Genomic DNA, 20,613 nt, shown 5'->3' with positions numbered 1-20,613 from the left:
CTTAAATCAACGAGTTATTGCACCTCTCTTCCCTAACTCTATCACCCCTAAGTTAGACATTTTTCGATTATCTAAAGTAAATTTTAATAAAGTTTTTACTTTGTGAAAGCCCTCATTACCGGCAGCTCCCGGGTTCATATACATCATATTATTCATTTTCTCATCTCTCAATACACGCAGGATATGTGAATGCCCACAAACGAAAATATCAGGTATCTGCTCCTTGAATTTTTTCTTTACTGCCGGATTATACTTGGGAGGTGCGCCACCGATATGAGTCATCCAGATGTTAAAGTTTTCGAGTGTAAAAAACTGGTGCTCGGGCAATTGCCATTGGATTTCTTTTGAATCAATATTCCCAAATACAAATCGGGTGGGTTTAAAAGCCTGCAATTGCTCAATGATTTTTACCGAACCCACATCACCTGCATGCCAAAGCTCATCACAATCTTTGAAATGCTCAAAAACCTGTTCGTCTAAATAGCCATGAGTGTCTGATATAAGCCCGATGGTAGTCATATAATAAGAAGATTTTCAGAGTAATTATAGAAGTGTTCGGAGCTAATTAAATAGATTACTTGTAGATACAGTAACTAAATTATCTATAGACTCATCAGTATCTAAAGTCCTATCGTAAACCGTAATAAAATCAATTTTTAAGATTTTCAAATCAATAGAAGACACATCAATACTATTCGATTCAAAACAAATTCCTCTATAATTCTCTAAGTAAAATACATAATCAAAGTCATCAAAAAGTAATTCTGTCTTTAAACTGATTAAATCATAAAATATATCACCAATACCTATTAAGTTTTTGAACTTGCCTAAATAGCCTTTTTGTACATTAATCTTATAAATCAGTTTAGTGTCTTTTTTGCAGTATATTGTAATGATATCATTATAAGTATATATTAAACTGATTTTATCACTTTCTTTGTGCACTTTTTTAAGAAACGGGAATATTTCATTTGAAGCATCCATTTTCTCTCCAATTTTTATTCCACCAATGCCAACACCCTCAACTATAGGATAGTTATAAAATGATTCCATTAACTTACTCTATTTTATTAACATCTTTTCTCTTCAACGCTGAAAATCCTTATTCCAAGGTTTTTTACAATTTAGGTACTCTAATATTTAGTTTTTCTGTTGCAATTCTCTCATTTTAATATACTTCAAAGTAGCATATACTGTCTGCGCAAATGCCCACACAAAGCCTCTGTAACCATTAAGAAAATTCAACCTTATAAAGTATTCAACAAAGAAAGTAATCGGAAATTTGGTAACAATTTTCAGAACAGATGCGCGTTTGCCCTTTTCATGCAATTGTAAAGCCATTCTGGAAGAATAACTGTTTACCTTCTGAAAGCAATCGGTTACATCAGCATAGCTATAATGCAAAACATGATTTTCCAGAGTTTTTACTTTCCCATCTAATTCTACCTCTTCGTGAATATCTTTCAGATTAAAATTGCCGTATTTCTTATTGAATAGACGTAAGCGAGGCATTTTATACTCTCTCCCATAATGCAGTATTTTTCCTAAAAATACAATTGTGCTTGGCACCATATAACCACGGTACTCAGTATTTGTTGCTAATGAAGCATCAATTTCATCTCTCAATTCTTTAGTTACTACTTCATCTGAATCTACCACTAAAACCCAATCGTTTCTGGCATGTGTAGCCGCATGATGTTTTTGTGCACCATAACCTTCGAACTTACGATAATAAATCTGACACCCAAATTCTTTAGCAATCTCTAATGTACCGTCAGTACTGCCGCTGTCTAATACTACTATCTCGTTGGCCCAGCCTGCTACTGCTTCTAAGACTTGTCTTATTGTTCGGGTATTATTAAAGGTTGTAATTGCTACTGAAAGATTCATCGAATATGGTTTGAAACTATTTGTTCAATTTTTTGATTTTTCAAAAGTACTATTGTTTGCAATTTTAACGGTGTAATTTTGTAAAAAAATGATTATTAAATGATAGAAACCCACGCACATATTTACGACGACCAGTTTGATGAAGACAGAGATGACATGCTCAAAAGAGCATTTGACGCAGGGGTAAAACAAATCTGGATGCCCAACTGCGACCATGAAACTATTAATGGCATGCTGGCATTGGAAAATCAATATCCGGATGTTTGTCTTCCTATGATAGGGGTTCACCCATGTTATATTAAAGAAAACTATGAGCAGGAGCTGTATATTGTTGAAAACTTACTCAGCAGAAGTCATTTGAGGCCATTCCCGATGATTGGAGAAATTGGAATAGATTTCTACTGGGATTTAAACTTTGTACCACAGCAGGAGGAAGCCTTTATCGCTCAGTTGCGTCTGGCAAAGAAGTATAATCTTCCTATCTGTATTCATTCACGTAATTCAAAAAATGGCGAACTAAATGCCATAGTGAGATGTATTGAACTGATTGAGCAATTTGGCTGGAGTGATTTAAGAGGTATTTTCCATTGTTTCTCGGGCAATTTAGAAGAAGCACAAAGGGTGATCGGGCTGAACTTTTTATTGGGAATCGGCGGTGTAGTTACCTTTAAAAATGGAGGCATGGATAAAGTACTGCCATCTGTTGATTTAAAATACATTGTATTGGAGACCGATGCTCCATACTTAGCACCTGTACCACACAGAGGAAAAAGAAATGAAGTAGCCTATATTGAGCTCGTAGCCCGGAGAATAGCCGAATTAAAGCAGGTTTCTTTTCAGGAAGTAGTACAACAAACTACTGAAAATGCCTTACATTTGATACGCAAATAATACCTGAACATTGAACCTGAAACTCCTTTTATTAGGCATTCTCTTTGCCGCTTCATGGGCTTCAGCTTCGGCTGCCGCAAAATTTGGTCTTCGCTCTGTTGAGCCATTGGTACTTTTTCAGGTGCGCTTTCTGGTGGCAGGGCTTATTATGCTTGCTTATGCTTTTATTGTTCAGAAAGACCGTTGGCCTAAAGGTAAGGAATGGTGGGAATTGACCCTGTTTGGCTTATTAAATGTTACTCTTTATCTGAGTTTCTTTGTATTAGGTATTAAAGAAGTGGCGGCGGGTATCGGAAGTCTGTCTACGGCTACCAATCCATTATTTATCAGTATTATTTCGGCCTTCTGGATGGGTCGTCAGGTAAAAGGTGCTGAATGGCTGGCTGTTTTATTAGGGTTATTGGGTGTAGCTCTTGCCACTTACCCGCTTCTGCAAAAAAGCTTTGCTACTCCTTTAGGGATTTTTTATATGTTTCTGAGTATGGTTTCGTATTCTGTAGGTACTATTTATTATTCCAAAATTGACTGGAAATTATCAAGAACAGCTATTAATGGCTGGCAGGTATTTTTAGGAGGACTTCTGATGTTGCCTCTTACCTTTCTATTACATAAAGAACCCAATAATTACGACCTTAATTTTACCTTATCAGTCCTTTGGCTGATCTTCCCTGTTTCTATACTGGCAGTACAATTATGGCTATATCTTTTAGAAATTGACCCTGTTAAAGCTTCTTTTTTCTTATTCCTATGTCCTATTTTCGGGTTTATTTATGCTTATATATTGCTTGATGAGCCAATTTCCAGCTATACTTTTTCAGGTACTGCTCTGGTAATTGCAGGGTTATATTTAGGACAACTTGAAAAAATCTCTAAAAAAAGTGGCAAGTAGTTTGTAGTTAACTATTTATCAGTTTTTCAGCCGAAACACATATTTAAAGCAGATATTTACGTTAAAAGTATTTACCCGACTTATTATATGAGATATACAATTTTTACTACCCTTGCTATTGCCACGATTTTATGTCTTTCACTCATGAACTCCTGTAGCAAACAAGAATCTGTTGATTCAGAAATATCCAGCTTTGATTTAATACAGGATAAAATACTTACAAAGTCATGTGCTGTACAGGGATGCCATTTCTCAGAAAAAGATGGTGCTTTTGCTCAGCATAACCTGGTATTAGCTAAGGGGAAAGCTTATAATAATCTCTATGAGATTGATCCGAAAAACGATGAAGCGAGAAAAGACGGTTTAAAATTAGTGAAGGCCTTTAATTCATTACAAAGTTTATTTTTCCATAAACTCAATGCCGATAATAGCCATCATGGCGGTAAAAATTATGGTAGCACAATGCCTTTGGGTAACGAACCATTGTATGCAGGACAAATAGAATTTATCAGAAGATGGATTGAGGCCGGAGCTCCTGAAAAAGGGAATGTGGCAGATGCCAAACTATTAGATGACACCACACCAAGTAATACAATACCATTTGAAGCATTGCCACCTCCTGTAGAGGGCTACCAGATGAGATTGGATAAATTTGACGTAGCTCCTAATTTTGAAAGAGAACTATTTGTAAGAAAACCTTTAGGTAATACCGAAACAGCTTATATAAACAGAATTCAGATAAAAATGCGTCCGGGTAGTCATCATTTTATTTTATATGGTTTCAGAGACCCCAATAATTTGGCTCCTTTAAATCAGGTACGTGATTTGCGAAATCCAGATGGTTCACTGAATATTGTTACCTTTCAGCAAATGGGTAATCATGTCTTTAATTTTGGTGGAAGTGAAGCTAATATGGACTATACTTTTCCGCAAGGAACGGCAGTAGAAATAGCCCCAAATGCCACTTTTGATATGAACTCTCATTATTTTAACAAGGGGACAACTGCGATTCCGGGAGAAGTATATATTAATCTTTATACAACCAATAAGGCTAATGTAAAAAATACGCTCAAAGTATTAGACCTTGCTAATAATAATCTGACGATTCCACCCAAACAAAGAACAGTTATTTCAAAAACTTTTACTTTTGATAAAAATATTAAAGTAGCCATGTTGTTTTCTCACACCCATAAATTAGGAGAAAAATTTGAAATAGTAATTAAAGGCGGTAGCCGGGACGGTGAAGTAGTTTATACCTCAACTAACTGGGAACACCCTGAGAAAATAAATTATACGCCCTATATTTCTCTGAAAAAAGGTGAAGGACTAACTTCAAGAATCACCTACAATAATACAACGGATAAAACCGTCAGATTCGGGCTAACTACCGAAGATGAAATGGGGATAATATTCGGGTATTATTTTGAGGAGTAGAATTTATTGAGTGATTCTGTCTAAACTTTGATTGACCTGATTTTACAGATCTATGATGATTAAAATTCAATTCTTAAGTCTGACAAATTATTTAAATCACTATATATTAATAAATTTATTATCGACTTCATAAAAACCATAATATTCAGTTAAAGCAAATTTCAGACAAGATCAACAAAAAAGCCTGAAAACGACGATTGTTTTCAGGCTTTTTAATGTTTTTACATTTCTACTTCAAATCACTACTTACCGCAAAAAGAACGATTATCATTAAAATATCTAACACTGGCAGTAAACTTACTTTAAAAGCAAAGTCATAATTGTGACGCACGTATGCAATCCAAGAAACAATTTGTGATAGGATAATTAAGATAGGTAAAGCAACAAGAGTTCCGAAAATCCACCATGTTCTATTACTGGCACCTGAATCAAATACAAAAGGAGACATAATTGCACCTAAAGCAGAAGGGATCAGGATGACGAGCATAATGATATTAGCAATTAAACTACATGTTTTCATAAGGGGTTAGTATTTAAAGGGTAAGATTAACCAAATATAACTTATTATTCGTAAAAAACTACTTTCTTTAATAAAAAAAGTAGTTTTTATGAACAATAAGTATTTACTCTATCAATCTTAATACCAGATTATGCGCCAGCAGATAAATTACCGAAAATTTTTATTGTTTAGATTCAAGTACCTATCGATAATAGTTTATGCGCTTTCAAAAACCAATTAATCTCTGGTTAATTAATACCCTAAAAGTAGCATTATAGATATATAAAACAAGAAAAGCACGAATCCTTACGGCCTCGTGCTTTTCTTTTATCATTCTACGAAAATTACTTCGCAATTTCCATATTTACTTCACGTGCATTGATAGTTTTGCCTTGCATACCATCCAATACGCGTTTTACATCTTGCTGAGGTACCTCTACAAAACTGAATTTGTCATAAATATCAATTTGTCCGATAGCGCGACCAGCAATACGGGCTTCTGAAGTAATAGCTCCTACAATATGGTTCGGAGCGACGTTATCTTTACGGCCTAAGCTGATAAACAAACGTACCATGTCTGTTCTGCCTGAACCGCGAGCACCAGTTTCCTGACGTCTTTCTCTTGGTTCAAAACGACGTTCGCCACCACGTGGGTCTCTGTTGCCACTTCCATACTCGCGGCGACCGCCATCTCTGCTACCATAAGGGCTTCTTGAATCTCTTCTTTCAAATCTTGAATCCTGTTGAGTTCTTGGCTCACGGTAGCTGTCAGATAGTTGTGCATCGGAGAATTCGCTCTTCACTGCACCTACCTGCATTTTAATTAAAGCTGCCATGATTTGTGCATCAGAATACCCTTCTTCGCTCAATTCACCAACAATATCCTCATAGAAATTATCAACACCCGAAAGCAATGTTTCTTTTATTTGCTCCAGGAATTTACGGTGACGGGTTTTTACTAATTCGTTGAACGTAGGGATTTTTCCTTGTTCGATTTTTACTTTAGTATAGTTCTCAATATCACGCAAACGGTATTTGTCACGACCAGAGATAAGCATAAATGCTTTTCCGGTTTTACCTGCACGGCCAGTACGACCGATACGGTGCACGTAATATTCTAAATCCTGTGGTACATCAAAGTTAAATACTGCATCTACACCCGATACGTCAATACCACGGGCAGCTACGTCAGTTGCAACGAGAATAGTGGTTACCCCTGCACGGAATTTACTCATTACTTGTGTACGTACCTGCTGACGCATATCGCCATGAAGACCTTCTGCTGCATAGCCGCGTACTTGTAAATCACTTACAATTTCATCTACTTTTGATTTGGTATTGGCAAATACCAGCATCAATTTCAAATCATGTACATCTATCAAACGAGTCATCACTTCCATTTTCGCTTCTTTACGTACAGCAAAGAAAAACTGCTCGATGTTGGTGTTTGACACTTCTTTTTTCAATGTTCTAACGATTTCAGGATTTTTCTGAAAACGTTTGGTAATCGAAAGAATCTCTGGAGACATTGTTGCCGAAAACAACAAGGTTTGTCTTTCAGTAGGTGCAAAAGATAATATTTTTTCAATATCTTCACGGAAACCCATGTTCAACATTTCATCAGCTTCATCAAGGATAGCCAATTTAATATCGCTTAAAACCAAAGTTTTACGCTCCATGTGATCCATGATACGGCCTGGCGTACCTACAACAATCTGCGAACCTTTCTTTAATGCCAGGAATTGACGCTCGTAAGACTCACCACCATAGATGGCTGCTACATTCAATCCTTTTTTGTACTTGGCTAATTTCTGGATTTGTTCTTTTACCTGAAGTGCCAACTCGCGAGTCGGGCACATAATTAACACTTGTGTACTTTTATCTGTTTCATCAACTGCTTCTATGGCCGGAATACCAAAGGCTGCAGTTTTGCCTGTTCCTGTTTGCGCCTGACCGATTACATCGCCACCACGCATAACTACCGGGATTGCGGCTGACTGTATAGGGGTTGCATACTCAAAACCCAGCTCTTCGACCGCACGAAGAACATACTCCGAAAGCGGGAGCTCGGAAAATTTTACTACTTCCATCAAGGATAAGATATTTGTTAAGTCGGAACCTACACTGCCGTTCTCACGCATAACCGTGACTGCCCCGAATGCCGAAAAAAATAATAAAGCGAACGATGAGAACCACCCGTTGCCTGCTCTGAAAGGAATTTGAAAGAAAGAGAAACTCTTTGTGTCGAAATTTTATTACTGCAGAGTCCCATACGGATGTGCCTTTTTAAAACTTTTGCAAAAGTAATACAAATCTTACAATTTGCCAAGGATTTTGCAAAAATAATTGTATTTTTTTTAGAATAGTGATTTTTGACACACAAAAAATCACTATTCTAATATCAAATATTATTTATCCAATTAGTTTAGTTTTGTAATGGCCTGATAAACCAGCACTTTGAATTTTTCTCCCAGATCTCCATAGCTGTTTGGCACTTTCTGAGTCATTATCAAACCGATAATTCCCTCTTTTGGGTCAGCCCAATAAGTAGTGCCATAGTATCCGCCCCAATCAAACGTTCCTTCTGATGGGGGAATCCTGGCTGCCTCGGCAGTTGTAGTCAGTCCAAAACCCAAACCAAACTTATTATTGCCTACGCTAAGGTTGCCTATCTGGTTATGAATCATCATGTTTACGGTAATGGGACTTAATAATCGTTGCCCGTTATATTTACCTCCATTCAGCAACATCTGCAAAAACATGGCATAATCAGTGGCAGTAGAAACCAACCCTGCTCCACCCGAAAAGTAGGTACCTTTCTGTGTTGGATAGTTACCTTGGTTGCCAGTTACTTTCATCACCATCTTATCTTTATCTTCTGTATTTAGGGCTGCCAATCGGCTGAATTTAGATTCGGGCAGATAAAAATAAGTATCATTCATGCCGATAGGCTTAAAAACACGCTCATGTAAAAAAGAATCGAAACTCATGCCTGACATTATTTCGACAAAATAGCCCAATACATCAGTATTTAAGCCATAGGTCCATTTTTCACCCGGATGATGCACCAGAGGCATTTTTGCTAAACGGTTAATGGCATCTTCTAATGTGTAATCAGGTGTACCAATCCCACTTGGAATCTTGTTTTTGGCATAAATGGCAACGGCTTCTTTAGTGCCAATGCCAGCATAACTGATACCCGAAGTATGCGTCAGTAAATCTCTGATGGTGATTTCTCTTCTGGCCGGAACAGTAGTATAAGTAGTATCCTTCTCATTGTATTTATCCAAGACAGTCGGATTTTTGAATGAGGGAATATATTTAGAAATAGGATCATCTAATAGAAATTTTCCTTCTTCATATAGCATCATGACCGCTACACTGGCAATGGCTTTGCTTTGAGAAGCGATACGAAAGATTGCATCTTTTTGCATCAGTTTTCTGGTTGATAAATCGTCATACCCCAAACCTTTGTTATACACTATTTTGCCATTTCTTACTACCAAAACAACTGCTCCGGCAGTATATGATTTCTCAACATATTCATTCACAACTTTATCGATCCGTTGCAATCTTTGGGTACTCATACCCTGGCTTTCAGGAGTGGCGGCCACCAGGGTTTGTGAAAAAGAAAAATGATGGGTAAAGAGAATGAAAATAATGGAACAGAGATATTTCATGATTATATGGTTTGAATAGATACTTTTTTATGAATGCACTTTAGAAAACACTCTCAATTAATTTTAATTGGATTTCGTAATAGCCTGATAAACTAAAACTTTGAATTTATCTCCTATGCTTGCGTAGCTGTTGGGTATTTTCTGGGTCATAATCATACCGATGATTCCCTCCTTAGGGTCGGCCCAATAGGCTGTGCTGTAAGCTCCTCCCCAATCAAAAGTACCAATAGAAGGTGTCAATCTTGCTGCCTCTGTCTCAGTAGTCAAAGCAAAGCCTAAACCAAATTTTTTATTACCCAGACTAAGGTCGCCAATCTGGTTATGAATCATCATATTTACGGTAACAGGGCTCAATAATTGTTGACCGTTGTATTTACCTCCGTTGAGCAACATTTGCAGAAACATGGCATAGTCGGTAACTGTGGAAACCAGCCCACCACCACCAGAAAAATAAGTACCCTTTTTCTTGGAGTAGTTTCCATAATCTAAGGTAACTTTCATTACTTTTTTATCTTTATCTTCTGTATATAAAGAAGCTAATCTATTAAATTTAGACTCAGGCAGATAAAAATAGGTATCACTCATACCAATGGGCTTAAAAATACGCTCACGCAGAAACGCATCGAAACTCATTCCGGACATAACCTCAACAAAATAGCCTAATACATCCGTACTCAATCCATAAGTCCATTTCTCACCCGGATGATGCATTAAAGGGAGTTTTGCCAATCTGTTGATAGCATCTTCAAGGGTATAAAATGGCGTATCAACACCACCCGGAATATTATTTTTGGCATAAATAGCTATGGCTTCTCTTGTACCTATGCCTGCATAGCTAATACCCGAAGTATGTGTCAGTAAATCTCTGATGGTAATTTCTCTTTTAGCCGGAATAGTGGTATAAGAACTATCTTTAGGATTAAATTTATCTAATACCGTTGGATTCTTAAATGAGGGGATATACTTGGAGATAGGATCATCCAACAAAAACTTACCTTCTTCATACAGCATCATCACAGCCACACTTGTAATGGCTTTTGTCTGAGAAGCAATACGAAAAATCGCATTTTTGTCCATGGTTGTCCTGGCAGTTATATCATCATATCCATAACCTTTATGATACACTATTTTGCCATTACGTGCTACCAGAACAACTACACCTGACAGGTACGATTTGTCAATATGCTCGTTCACGATTTTATCAATGCGCTGCAATCGTTGTGTATTCATGCCTTGGCTTTCCGGAGTAGCTGTGCCCAAGGCCTGAGAGAATGAAGAATAGCGAAATAGAATAATGAAAACAAAAGAATAAAGATATTTCATGTTTTATAGGTTTGAATAGGTAATAGTTTATCAATAAACTTTAGAAAACAAATATATTGTTTCTTATGGATTTTCATAGGATTATTTGTTCCAAAAATCAATAATTTAATATCCTGCTTATAGCGAAATCTTCTATTATTCACAGAAATTGAATACATTTGAAATAATAAACAACCCTATCTATGACCCACGAATCTTTCTTTGAAACCGATAAAAAACAACGCAAAATTTTCTTTCAACAATGGCTACCTGAGCAGGAAACCACAGGAATTATTGCTTTAGTGCATGGCTTAGGCGAGCATAGTGGCAGATATTCTCATGTAGCCGAATTTTTCACCTCACAAGGCATCGTCGTGATAGCTGTTGATACTTATGGACATGGGCAAACCACAGGCAAAAGAGGCCATGCGGATTCGATGGAGGCTTATATGGAACAAATCAGCCGATTGCTTGAATTAGCTAAACAAACTGTACCCGACAAACCTGTTTTTCTATACGGTCATAGTATGGGAGGTGCCTTGGTACTCAATTATTTATTCAGGCATACACCTACGATTAGTGGTGTAATTGTTACTTCACCTGCGGTTCGTCCGGGCTTTGAGTTACCTAAGCCATTACTCATTATTGGTAAAATAGCCCGTATAATTGCCCCGTCTTTTACACAAGCCAATTCGCTCGATTTAGAGAATCTATCACACGACCATGAAGTGATTGAGAAATATAAGGCCGACCCTCTGGTACACAATCAGGTGTCTGGTATGGTAGGTATCAGTCTGATAGAATGGGGAGAATGGCTATTGCAAAATGCCAGATATACAACTGTTCCGGTTCTACTCATGCACGGAACAGAAGACAAGTTAACAAGCTACGAAGCCAGTAAATTATTAGCTTCTCAATTATCAGGCACTATAACTTTTAAAAGTTATGAAGGGCTCTTTCATGAACTCCATAATGAATTTGAGAAGCAAAGTGTTCTGAACGATATGATGATGTGGATACAAAAGCATCTATAGATTTTCCTTATTCGTACTTTTAAAAACACTATATGACCTGGCAGATATATGGCACAGTATTTTTTATTATCTTTAAACACGAATCAAAGAAAATGCCTAACTCATCATTAATTAATGAAACTTGCTATCAGTTGCCAGCTTGATTATAAAATCGAATACCAAACGCCGCTTATATTAATGCTTCGTCCACGAAGTGGAGCAGGACAATGGGTTATGAAAGAAGAATATTTATTAGAACCGACTGTACCTGTAACTGAATATACAGATTTATATGGTAATCTCTGCCAAAGGCTTTTTACACCAGACGGAAACTTTACTATCAAAACTTCTGCAATAGTAGATGTTGCTGACCAGATAGATGTAGATTTTAGTGCTAATTTTGTACCTGTGCAGGAATTACCTGACGATTCACTGATTTATTTACTGCCAAGTCGTTATTGTGAGTCGGATAAATTAGGGAATTTAGCCGCTTCTATTGTGGCGAATGCCGAGACCGGGTATGAACAGGTAGAGGCCATCAGAAAATGGATTAATGAGCATATCATTTATGAATACGGCAATAGCAATGCCTCTACCTCTGCACAGGATACTGCCCAAAGCCGTATTGGTGTATGCCGTGATTTCTCTCACTTAGGCGTTGCTTTGTGTCGTAGCCTGAATATTCCTGCCCGTTTTGTAGTTGGTTATCTGCACGAGTTAAAACCAATGGATTTACACGCCTGGTTTGAGGCCTATCTGGGTGAACGTTGGTTCACTTTTGATGCTACCCAAACCGAGCCTAAAGGCAATAGAGTAGTATTGGCATACGGACGTGATGCCGCCGATGTGGCTTTGGCTACTCAATTCGGAAGCATGGAGTTACAGACCATGTTTGTAGCGGTAGAACCAGCTTCAGAACAATGACTTTCCTAAACAATTGTTGAATGTCTAAATTTAATATATATAGCTCTTCTGCGGGATCTGGCAAGACCTTTACCTTAACTACAGAATATCTGAAATTACTATTCCTCAATAGTGATAAACCCTTTTATTTTAAACAGATTTTAGCGATCACATTTACCAATGATGCTGCAACCGAAATGAAAGATCGTATCCTGCAGGCATTGAAAGAAATCTCAGATATAGCTAATTTCAATGAAAAGTCGAAATCATGGGATATGTTTCAGAAAGTTGCAGAGGAAACTAATCTCTCCAGAGAATTGATTCAGGAAAAAGCCGGAGTTATCTTCAGAAACATCATTTTTGAGTATTCTGATTTTGCCGTTAAAACCATTGATAGTTTCGTGAATCAGTTAGTTACTGCTTTTACTGAAGAACTGCATTTACCTTTCAATTATGAAATTGTATTGGATACCGACAGAGTAATGACCGAAGCCGCAGAGCGGTTGATTGAGAAAGCTGGTGATGAAGAACATGAAGAGATTACGCGCATTTTAGAGAGTTTTATAGAAGAAAAAGTAGGTGATGGGCAAAGCTGGAATTTCGTAACAGAAGAATTAGCGAGGTTCGGCAATCACCTCATTAATGACCAGTATTATTCTTTGTTAATAAAACTTGATGGGCTTGATGACAAAGATTTTGATGAGATAGCCCATAATATTCAAGCCTATCTGAAATGGTTTGAAAATACTATTATTAGCTTGGCTACCAGAGCTACCGAACTGATTGAAAGCGAGGAGTTGATTATAGATGATTTTACGCAAAAAGGAAAAGGAATAGGTGCCTATTTTTATAATATGCGTGAAGACTTTGAGAATGAGTACTATTATAAAAAAGACTCGCCTAACACCTACCATTGGGCAGCTATCAGAGATGATAAGTGGTATAGTGAAAGGGGGACACCTCCGCCTATTCGGGCAAGCATTGATAGTATCAAAGAAGAATTGCGTAGTATTTTTTATGAAATGCAGGATTTTAAAGATAATAACCTTAAAAAATATACCCTTTTTAATCTGCTTAGACCCAACCTCCGTAAGCTCTCTTTACTAAAAAAGATAAAGACTGAATTTGACAAGGTATTGGGAGAAAAAAATCAGGTTTTTATTGCTGAATTTAACCGGAAGATTCTGAATATTATTCTTTCAGAACCAGTGCCCTTTATATATGAGCGAATCGGCGAAAAATATAAGCATATGCTGATTGATGAGTTTCAGGATACTTCTGATATGCAGTTTTATAATCTGCTACCACTTATTGAGAACTCTCTGGCAGGTAATAATTTTAACCTGATAGTAGGCGATGCCAAACAAGCTATTTACCGATGGCGAGGAGGTAAGATGGAACTGATTGTACATCTGTTTAAAGGTAATATAAGAGCACTTGTAGAAAATCCAATGATTCAAACGCATCAGGTAGATCAATTTATTTCCATTGGTCATTACCTCGCTCCTAAATCACTTACGACTAATTACCGGAGTGCTCAGGAAATAATTGATTTTAATAATCGTTTTTTTTATGCCATTTTACAGATACACTCCGATGCTTTTCATTTTCTCCCTGATGTATATAAGGATTTCAGACAGGAAAAACCGGTAAAAGCACTTGCTGGTGGACATATTCAGTTAGAGTTTTTAGAATATGAAAAAGAGAATACAGCTATGATTAACCGTACACTGGCAATTATTCAGCAAGTGTTACAGGAGGGCTACAGTCAGGGAGATATAGCTATTCTCTGTCGTCGGAATAAAGAATCTGCCATGATGGCGAACTCCCTGACTGACGCAGGCTATCAAATCATTTCACGTGATTCGTTACTCCTCAAAAACGCCTCAACGGTACGCTTATTAGTGGCATTCATGCAGATTATCAACCAGCCTGATAACCGGCTGGTGAAATCAGAGGCGGCGTATTTATTCTACCAAACCATTCTTCACCGAATACCCGATAGCCTGGCTAATACTGAAATTGCGGAAGCAGTAGAGGCGAACAATCCCATAGTATTTTATCAGATTTTTGCTAAATATGGTTATCACCTTGACCCGATTACCATGATAAAATCAGGCATTTATGAATTAGCTGAAAAAATTATAGATGCCTTTGATTTATTTAACCGTACTAACCAGAAAAACTATCTGTTCCGTTTTTTAGATGTGGTACTGAACTATAGTCTGAAAGAAAGTAATCATTTACAGGATTTCTTAGCTTATTGGGAAGACAAAAAAGATAGTTCAAATCTATCAGTAAAATCTCCTGCCGACCAGAATGCCATTACCATTACTACGATTCATCGTTCCAAAGGTCTTGAATATCCTGTAGTTATTATCCCTCATGCAAACTGGTCGCTTAAGCCATTGGCTTATTCAGAAATGTGGAGTGATCTGGAGGTTCTGGATTATGAGGAGCTATCTTCTAAATCAAACAATAGGTTTTCAAGATTGCTCTCCTCTCCTATTAAGTTCAGTGAAAGATTAAAATTAACTGATTTGGTAGGGCAATATAATGATGAGATACAGGCAACATTCTTAGAAAACCTGAATATGTTATATGTGGCATTTACAAGAGCTGCAGATAAATTGTTTGTTATTTCACAGAAAAATCACTTTAAGAATGTGCACGGAGTTGGAGAATTAATCAAAGATTTCCTGACCATAGAAGGCCTCTTCAGTCCTGAATTAAATATATATGAAATTAATAAAGGTAGTTTTATAAAAAAAACTATCAGTCAACCCATTATTGAGGAAAAGATTTATTTGAACCGAATTATCAGTGAAGACCGTAGTGACAGGTTACGATTAAGAAGGCTCTCTGAGAAAATCTTTGATACCGAAACTCTTGAAAAAAGCAAAGATAAATATAATAAAGTGCGGGCGGCATTTGCCAAAATCCGTACGCATGACGATATACCTAATGCTTTAAGAGAGTTGGAATTTGAAGGAATCATTAGTACCAAAGAGGGAAATGAGATGAGAATAGCAGTTGAAACAGTAATCAATTTATCTTCTCTAAGGCCTCTTTTCGAAGAAGACTTGATTATTGAAAATGAAAGGGAAATCTTATTACCCAATGGTGAGATTGCACGCCCGGACCGTGTAGTAATCAAAGATGATATGGTGTATATTATTAACTATAAACCCGGGCGTAGCAATGATTTCTACCAGAAAGAAAGAGATATAAAAGAAATAAGAGATTTCGGTAAGCTCTATCAACAAATGGGTTTTGAAAAGTTGAAACTTATGATAGTTTATTTAGCATCTACAGATGTGATTAGTGTTTCTTTTTAAAAAACTGTTTTTTAAGAATAACAGCGACCTTAGTTGCTGCTATTTGTAAGCAAATTCTGATTTTAACTTCCAAAAAGATTCCTCCCGATAAATGCATTTCTGAATTTGTCTTTTGGATCATACTGGGCTATCAGTTTTTTGAAATCATCTAATTTCTCAATACGCGATTGTAACACCTGCGGAGACATAGTGAATAATTTACCCCAATGCGGCCGGGCATTAAAAGGCGCTAATTGTTGTTCAATTAGGGGCAATAATTTCATCACTGCGTCCTTTTCTTGTTTCCAGGTAAAATGAATAATGGCACAAGCCTGATGATAACCAGGACTCATCCACAATTCATCTGCCGCCATGGTACGTACTTCTGTGATGAACAAATGAGGGGTTATCTGCTCGTGCAATTGTTCGATGGCCATCATAGCTTTATATCCATGCTCTAATGGTACAAAGTATTCTGCCTGTAATTCTTTACCACTACTTGGCGTAAAGCCCATTCGGAAGTGTGGCATACGCTCATACCAGGGGCCTTTCACACCCATTTGTTCGGTACAATTCTCAGCTGAAAGTGCTTCAATCGGATGAACATTCTTGGTATAGGCCATTGCTCCATAAAATTCGGGAGCAATAGTAGTAGCATCAGTTTCTTCAAAACGGCTTTTTATCCATACCTCATTCACATTCTTATTACTCCAATCAGTAAATAAACTCACACTATAACCGCTCGACATAATGGTTTCAAAGTTCTTTTCCAGTTCTCCCATTGGCAAGTTCCTATACACCACCTGTTTCATGCTAAAGGTAGGTATCAGATTAAGCGTCAGTTTAGTTACTATGCCTAATGTGCCTAAACCAACTACTGCCCCATGAAACGAATCTCCATCTTTTGCTGCTGAAAGATTTACTATATTTCCATTTGCATCAACAAACTCTATGGCAGATACTGCTGTTGCTAAATTACCATTCTTCACGCCTGAGCCATGTGTGGCAGTAGCGCAAGCACCAGCAACAGAGATATGTGGTAAAGAAGCTAAATTGTGTAGTGCAAAGCCATTATCATCCAGATATTTACATAATTCGCCATACTTTATTCCACCCTCCACCGTAACTGTGCTATTGGCTTTATCTAAAGCTACAATTTTATTTAATCCTGCTGAAGATATTTGATTATCCATACTATCGGCTATGGTATTGAAAGAATGCTTAGAGCCTAACGCCCTGAGTTTATCATATTTCTTTACCATTGCCTGTACTTCCTCTACCGTTTTGGGAGTATATACATTATCAGTACTATAAGTCAGGTTTCCTGCCCAGTTGGTGCGGGCGTCTCTTTCTTTACAAGCCATTAATTGTGAGATGATGCTTCCTGTTACCAAAGCCGAAGAAGTTTTCAGAAATGTTCTTTTGTTCATAGGTTTTTAAGGTCTGATAGTATCTATGAGTGGGGGAGCAAGTTATAGAAATATTGTGTAAATGCAAAAACATACTGCTTTTGTTATATGAATTAACTTGCACCTATTTAAATGCAAACAAGGGTGACAAGTACGCAGACCTGCCACCCCTGTTTGTTCATCGGGCGTATTGTTAATTGTTTTGCTTAATCTTCAAAGTCCTTATCTTCTCTTCTTGCATTCCATCTGCCCCAGACATTTCTCATTTTTTGTTTATAATCATGACGCTCTTCTGGTGTCATTTTATCCCAACGCTCCGCCATTCTATGTTTCCAGAATTGTAGGCCACCACCACAACCGCCGCCCCAGTGTCCACCCCGAAAACCACCGAAGAGGATTTTGGACAAGACCAGCAGCCCTAAGGCTTGCGCAAAAGTAATCACCCCTAAACCAAATATACTGGGTATAAGCCAGTTCCACAGACTCATTACTACAAAACCGCCCAAGAGGACAAAAGCCACGATGAAAACAAAACCTTTAAAAAACCAGAATTTTCTCATTTCTTTATCTATTTAATGGGTAATTTGCTACCCTTTTTTGTTTAATATTTTAAATTATTATAGAAACAAATCGTTGTATAAATATCTCAATCGTTCCCTTAAAAATAAAACAGCCTGCCTTTTCTCCGAAATCAGTTCGCTGACTTTTACACCTGTCATAGTCGAAATTTCTTTGAAAGATTTATCTTCTAACTCGTGCATTTCAAAAACAAATCGTTGATGGCCCGGTAATTCTTCCAGGGCTTCAGATAATGCCTCCAGAATAGTTTCCTGCATCATAATGTCTTGAGTAGAGGAGTCAGGTAGCATATCAAATAAAGATAGCCTTTCTTCATCTTCACCAGACCCCTGGATTACCTCTTCCAAAGCATCAGTTTTTCGTCTGCGATAAAAATCATTAATTTTATTTCGGGCTACAGTAAACAACCACCCGACGGTCTGGTCGATAGGCTTAGTTAATCTATACATTTCCACCAGCTCGTAAAAGACTTCCTGCAATACATCTTCGGCATCTGACAAAGAGGGTACCCGCTGTCGGATAAATCCTAACAGTCGCTGTCTTTCGCCGCTAATGGTTTGCTGAATCTCTTTATTTTGTTCGGTGGTTGTCATCAATTATCTAAACATAGCTATTTGATTTTGAAGACGCTCTGGGAGTATTTTTATGTAATTTTCGTGAAGAGTGGTAAATAAGAATTACAAGCGGTAAATTATTGCAGGCTATTTCTGGCTAAGAAAATAAAAGATAAGTAAAAAATGAGAGGAGTGGTAGATTGAAGTTGATAATTGTGATTATTGCTAAAACCAGATTGGCAACCTCCAATAAGTGAGAAGTTGCCAATCGAAAGCAGAAAAGTATGTTATTTCATCCCAGTCATATTCCCTTTTACTTCCCAGGGTTTTGATGTCAGTTCACGAAATTCACTGATTTTGCCATTTGCAAATTTGAAATGATGGCTAAAGTTTGATGCCCATGTTTTACCGTTCGCTTTTGATTTCCACTCCACATGAATGACTGCAAAAACATCATCTCCATCTGCTGCAAAACGATAAGGCTCAAATTTTGTCGGCTCACAAGCGTCTGCCAATTCTTTAAAAAACATCGGAATCTCACTTTTAGAAGTATATACTTTTGCATTCTTCACAATCGGATTATCTGTTATATCCCAGCTAACTTTTTCGTTGATATTGGCAACAATTCCATTAACATCAGCTTTTGAAAAGGCTTGATAAAGATTCATTACTGATTGCGTGTGAGGATTTTCTAAAAATCCATAGCCAATCTGGCGAAATACTTCATTAGGATTAGTAGCAGAATGACCAGTAGCCAATCCTTTTTCGTTGAATGTCACAAAATCTACATCTTTATACCAGAATTGTTTTCCTGTAGGTGGTAACATACCCATTACCGGAGCAGTGTTTGTGCCTGCTACTTCAACCTCAACTATGGCTCGTTTTCCGTCAACAGTTATGTTAGTTATTTTAAACATAATATCAGGAGCAATAGACATAAAAACTTTATAAGCCTCTATAGCATCATCAATGCCTTTGATGGGGGTTGGGCCGGCAGAATATTCAATAAAATCTGGTGTACAAACGGTTTTGAACATCGCAAAATCTCTTTTGTTCAAGCTTTCATAAGCAGCCATTACATTTTTTTTTATTAATTCAGGCGATTGTGCAGCAGATGTCATTATCGCAAAAAGAGTAAAAATTGAAAGTAATTTGATAGTTTTCATTGTTTGATTGAATTTAAAAAATTGATAAAAATGATGATTAATAAAATATACTATACAAAAAGAGCTTCGTATTGATTGGTATCGAACACTGAACGACCTTTGATAGGTTTTCCATTTTCAAAGTCCCAGATCATAATCCAGTTTGTAGTATAATCCTGACCGGAAGTCTTTATACGAACCCCATGCCTGCCTGAGGCCACTACTGTATTGCCTTCAGCTAAATAGTTGTCTACTGCAAAAAGTGTAGTTTCCACTTTTTCACTTAATTTTTCAAAAAAATCTAAAAATCCTGATTTTCCTACAAACGTACCCCCTTGTGGAACAATGGCTGGGTTTGAAGGATCAGTCCAGGTAAATTCCTCGCTTACTGTTCCTAAAATAAATGGAATGTTTCCTTGTCCGAAGGCCTGATACATGGCCTCAACGGTTTCTTTGTTAGTTTTCATTGTTTTAATCACTCCTGCCCAGATGGAGAATTCGGTTTAGTTGACTTGGGCTTTTAACACCTCATTGTTTTTTGAGCTTATTCATATTAAAGCATTAGCAAAAGATTAGTTTTCATAGTTTTAAGCAAAAAGATGCCTCCCGGCCAAAAGTTAATTTAGCCGCCTGCTGTTGGTTCTGATTGATGATTATTGGCAAATATGCCTATCAGATACTCAATAATCTGTTAATTAAAGCGTGGGAGAATTAAGGCAAAGATTGTAAATAAGTTTTCATAAAATTTCAAGAATAAGGTTTGATTGATTAGTTTCGGCATACATACACTTGGATTGAAAATCTGGATTTCAAAAACAGAAAAAAATAAAATCTTTTTTGAATCTCATTTCGATGCATACTTACACATATTTGAAAAATTTGGATTTCATAAAATGAAAATTTACTTAATCATTTGATTAACAATAGATTTCAAAAAAATAAAGGCCATAAAAAAGCCACGTTCTTTAGGCGTGGCTTTAAAAATTAGGTAGTCCTAAAAATGTAATGCTTTCCTTTCAAGGTTATAATTGCAAATAAAGTACTTTATTGCTCCGATATGATTTTCCAAGGATTTAGAGAAGCTCAATGCTTTTCTAACTAATCTTGA

The 20,613-nt window shown here is 37.0% G+C and carries 18 protein-coding genes and 1 pseudogene; 6 read left to right on the top strand and 13 right to left on the bottom strand.

Annotated features, from left to right (window positions below):
- Positions 1-6: 6 nt before the first annotated feature.
- From H1R81_RS26775 to H1R81_RS26765, 3 genes are all read right to left on the bottom strand, one after another.
- The gene (locus H1R81_RS26775) at positions 7-519 is read right to left on the bottom strand and encodes a metallophosphoesterase (protein ID WP_181843838.1); all 513 of its coding nucleotides are present in this window, start codon (positions 517-519) and stop codon (positions 7-9) included.
- Positions 520-561: 42 nt separating this feature from the next.
- Positions 562-1,053 (bottom strand): hypothetical protein, encoded by a 492-nt coding sequence (locus H1R81_RS26770; protein ID WP_181843837.1) that lies wholly within the window; start codon positions 1,051-1,053, stop codon positions 562-564.
- A gap of 87 nt (positions 1,054-1,140) precedes the next feature.
- Complete coding sequence (locus tag H1R81_RS26765; protein ID WP_181843836.1) at positions 1,141-1,890, bottom strand: glycosyltransferase family 2 protein; 750 nt, start codon at positions 1,888-1,890, stop codon at positions 1,141-1,143.
- Positions 1,891-1,989: 99 nt separating this feature from the next.
- Here H1R81_RS26765 and H1R81_RS26760 point away from each other — a divergent pair, with 99 nt between their 5' ends.
- From H1R81_RS26760 to H1R81_RS26750, 3 genes are all read left to right on the top strand, one after another.
- Positions 1,990-2,781 carry a TatD family hydrolase gene (locus H1R81_RS26760; protein WP_181843835.1) on the top strand — a complete coding sequence of 264 codons (792 nt, stop codon included), beginning with the start codon at positions 1,990-1,992 and terminating at the stop codon, positions 2,779-2,781.
- Positions 2,782-2,791: 10 nt separating this feature from the next.
- Positions 2,792-3,670 (top strand): DMT family transporter, encoded by an 879-nt coding sequence (locus H1R81_RS26755; protein WP_181843834.1) that lies wholly within the window; start codon positions 2,792-2,794, stop codon positions 3,668-3,670.
- A gap of 87 nt (positions 3,671-3,757) precedes the next feature.
- Complete coding sequence (locus tag H1R81_RS26750; protein WP_181843833.1) at positions 3,758-5,104, top strand: hypothetical protein; 1,347 nt, start codon at positions 3,758-3,760, stop codon at positions 5,102-5,104.
- Positions 5,105-5,333: 229 nt separating this feature from the next.
- Here H1R81_RS26750 and H1R81_RS26745 read toward each other — a convergent pair whose 3' ends face one another.
- From H1R81_RS26745 to H1R81_RS26730, 4 genes are all read right to left on the bottom strand, one after another.
- Positions 5,334-5,624 (bottom strand): hypothetical protein, encoded by a 291-nt coding sequence (locus H1R81_RS26745; RefSeq protein ID WP_181843832.1) that lies wholly within the window; start codon positions 5,622-5,624, stop codon positions 5,334-5,336.
- A 323-nt stretch (positions 5,625-5,947) separates the two neighbouring features.
- Positions 5,948-7,693 (bottom strand): DEAD/DEAH box helicase, encoded by a 1,746-nt coding sequence (locus H1R81_RS26740; RefSeq protein WP_181843831.1) that lies wholly within the window; start codon positions 7,691-7,693, stop codon positions 5,948-5,950.
- 330 nt (positions 7,694-8,023) lie between these two features.
- A complete protein-coding gene (locus H1R81_RS26735) occupies positions 8,024-9,283 on the bottom strand; it encodes a serine hydrolase (RefSeq protein ID WP_181843830.1) in 1,260 nt (419 codons plus the stop codon).
- Positions 9,284-9,346: 63 nt separating this feature from the next.
- Positions 9,347-10,606, bottom strand: coding sequence for a serine hydrolase (locus tag H1R81_RS26730; RefSeq protein WP_181843829.1), 1,260 nt, complete (start codon positions 10,604-10,606; stop codon positions 9,347-9,349).
- Between the two features lie 182 nt (positions 10,607-10,788).
- Between H1R81_RS26730 and H1R81_RS26725 the strand changes: the two genes are divergently transcribed.
- The 3 genes from H1R81_RS26725 to H1R81_RS26715 all read left to right on the top strand — a co-directional run bounded on the left by H1R81_RS26725 (position 10,789) and on the right by H1R81_RS26715 (position 15,839).
- Positions 10,789-11,619, top strand: coding sequence for an alpha/beta hydrolase (locus H1R81_RS26725; RefSeq protein WP_181843828.1), 831 nt, complete (start codon positions 10,789-10,791; stop codon positions 11,617-11,619).
- Between the two features lie 114 nt (positions 11,620-11,733).
- Positions 11,734-12,522 carry a transglutaminase family protein gene (locus H1R81_RS26720; RefSeq protein ID WP_181843827.1) on the top strand — a complete coding sequence of 263 codons (789 nt, stop codon included), beginning with the start codon at positions 11,734-11,736 and terminating at the stop codon, positions 12,520-12,522.
- A gap of 20 nt (positions 12,523-12,542) precedes the next feature.
- Positions 12,543-15,839: an exodeoxyribonuclease V subunit beta gene (locus H1R81_RS26715; RefSeq protein ID WP_181843826.1), complete on the top strand. Its 3,297-nt coding sequence runs from the start codon at positions 12,543-12,545 to the stop codon at positions 15,837-15,839.
- 62 nt (positions 15,840-15,901) lie between these two features.
- Here H1R81_RS26715 and H1R81_RS26710 read toward each other — a convergent pair whose 3' ends face one another.
- The 6 genes and pseudogenes from H1R81_RS26710 to H1R81_RS26685 form a co-directional block, all read right to left on the bottom strand.
- Positions 15,902-17,248, bottom strand: a complete 1,347-nt coding sequence (locus H1R81_RS26710; protein ID WP_181843825.1) for an FAD-binding protein — start codon at positions 17,246-17,248, stop codon at positions 15,902-15,904.
- Positions 17,249-17,433: 185 nt separating this feature from the next.
- The gene (locus tag H1R81_RS26705) at positions 17,434-17,748 is read right to left on the bottom strand and encodes a hypothetical protein (RefSeq protein ID WP_220275327.1); all 315 of its coding nucleotides are present in this window, start codon (positions 17,746-17,748) and stop codon (positions 17,434-17,436) included.
- A gap of 96 nt (positions 17,749-17,844) precedes the next feature.
- Positions 17,845-18,399 (bottom strand): RNA polymerase sigma factor, encoded by a 555-nt coding sequence (locus tag H1R81_RS26700; protein WP_181843823.1) that lies wholly within the window; start codon positions 18,397-18,399, stop codon positions 17,845-17,847.
- Positions 18,400-18,647: 248 nt separating this feature from the next.
- A complete protein-coding gene (locus H1R81_RS26695) occupies positions 18,648-19,526 on the bottom strand; it encodes a nuclear transport factor 2 family protein (RefSeq protein WP_181843822.1) in 879 nt (292 codons plus the stop codon).
- Between the two features lie 50 nt (positions 19,527-19,576).
- Positions 19,577-19,972 (bottom strand): nuclear transport factor 2 family protein, encoded by a 396-nt coding sequence (locus H1R81_RS26690; RefSeq protein WP_181843821.1) that lies wholly within the window; start codon positions 19,970-19,972, stop codon positions 19,577-19,579.
- A gap of 527 nt (positions 19,973-20,499) precedes the next feature.
- Positions 20,500-20,613: pseudogene (locus H1R81_RS26685) on the bottom strand (IS1 family transposase); the annotation flags it as partial.

It is taken from the genome of Emticicia sp. BO119, assembly GCF_013912375.1.
Lineage (GTDB): Bacteria > Bacteroidota > Bacteroidia > Cytophagales > Spirosomataceae > Emticicia.
This window is presented reverse-complemented; position numbering and strand designations above follow the sequence as displayed.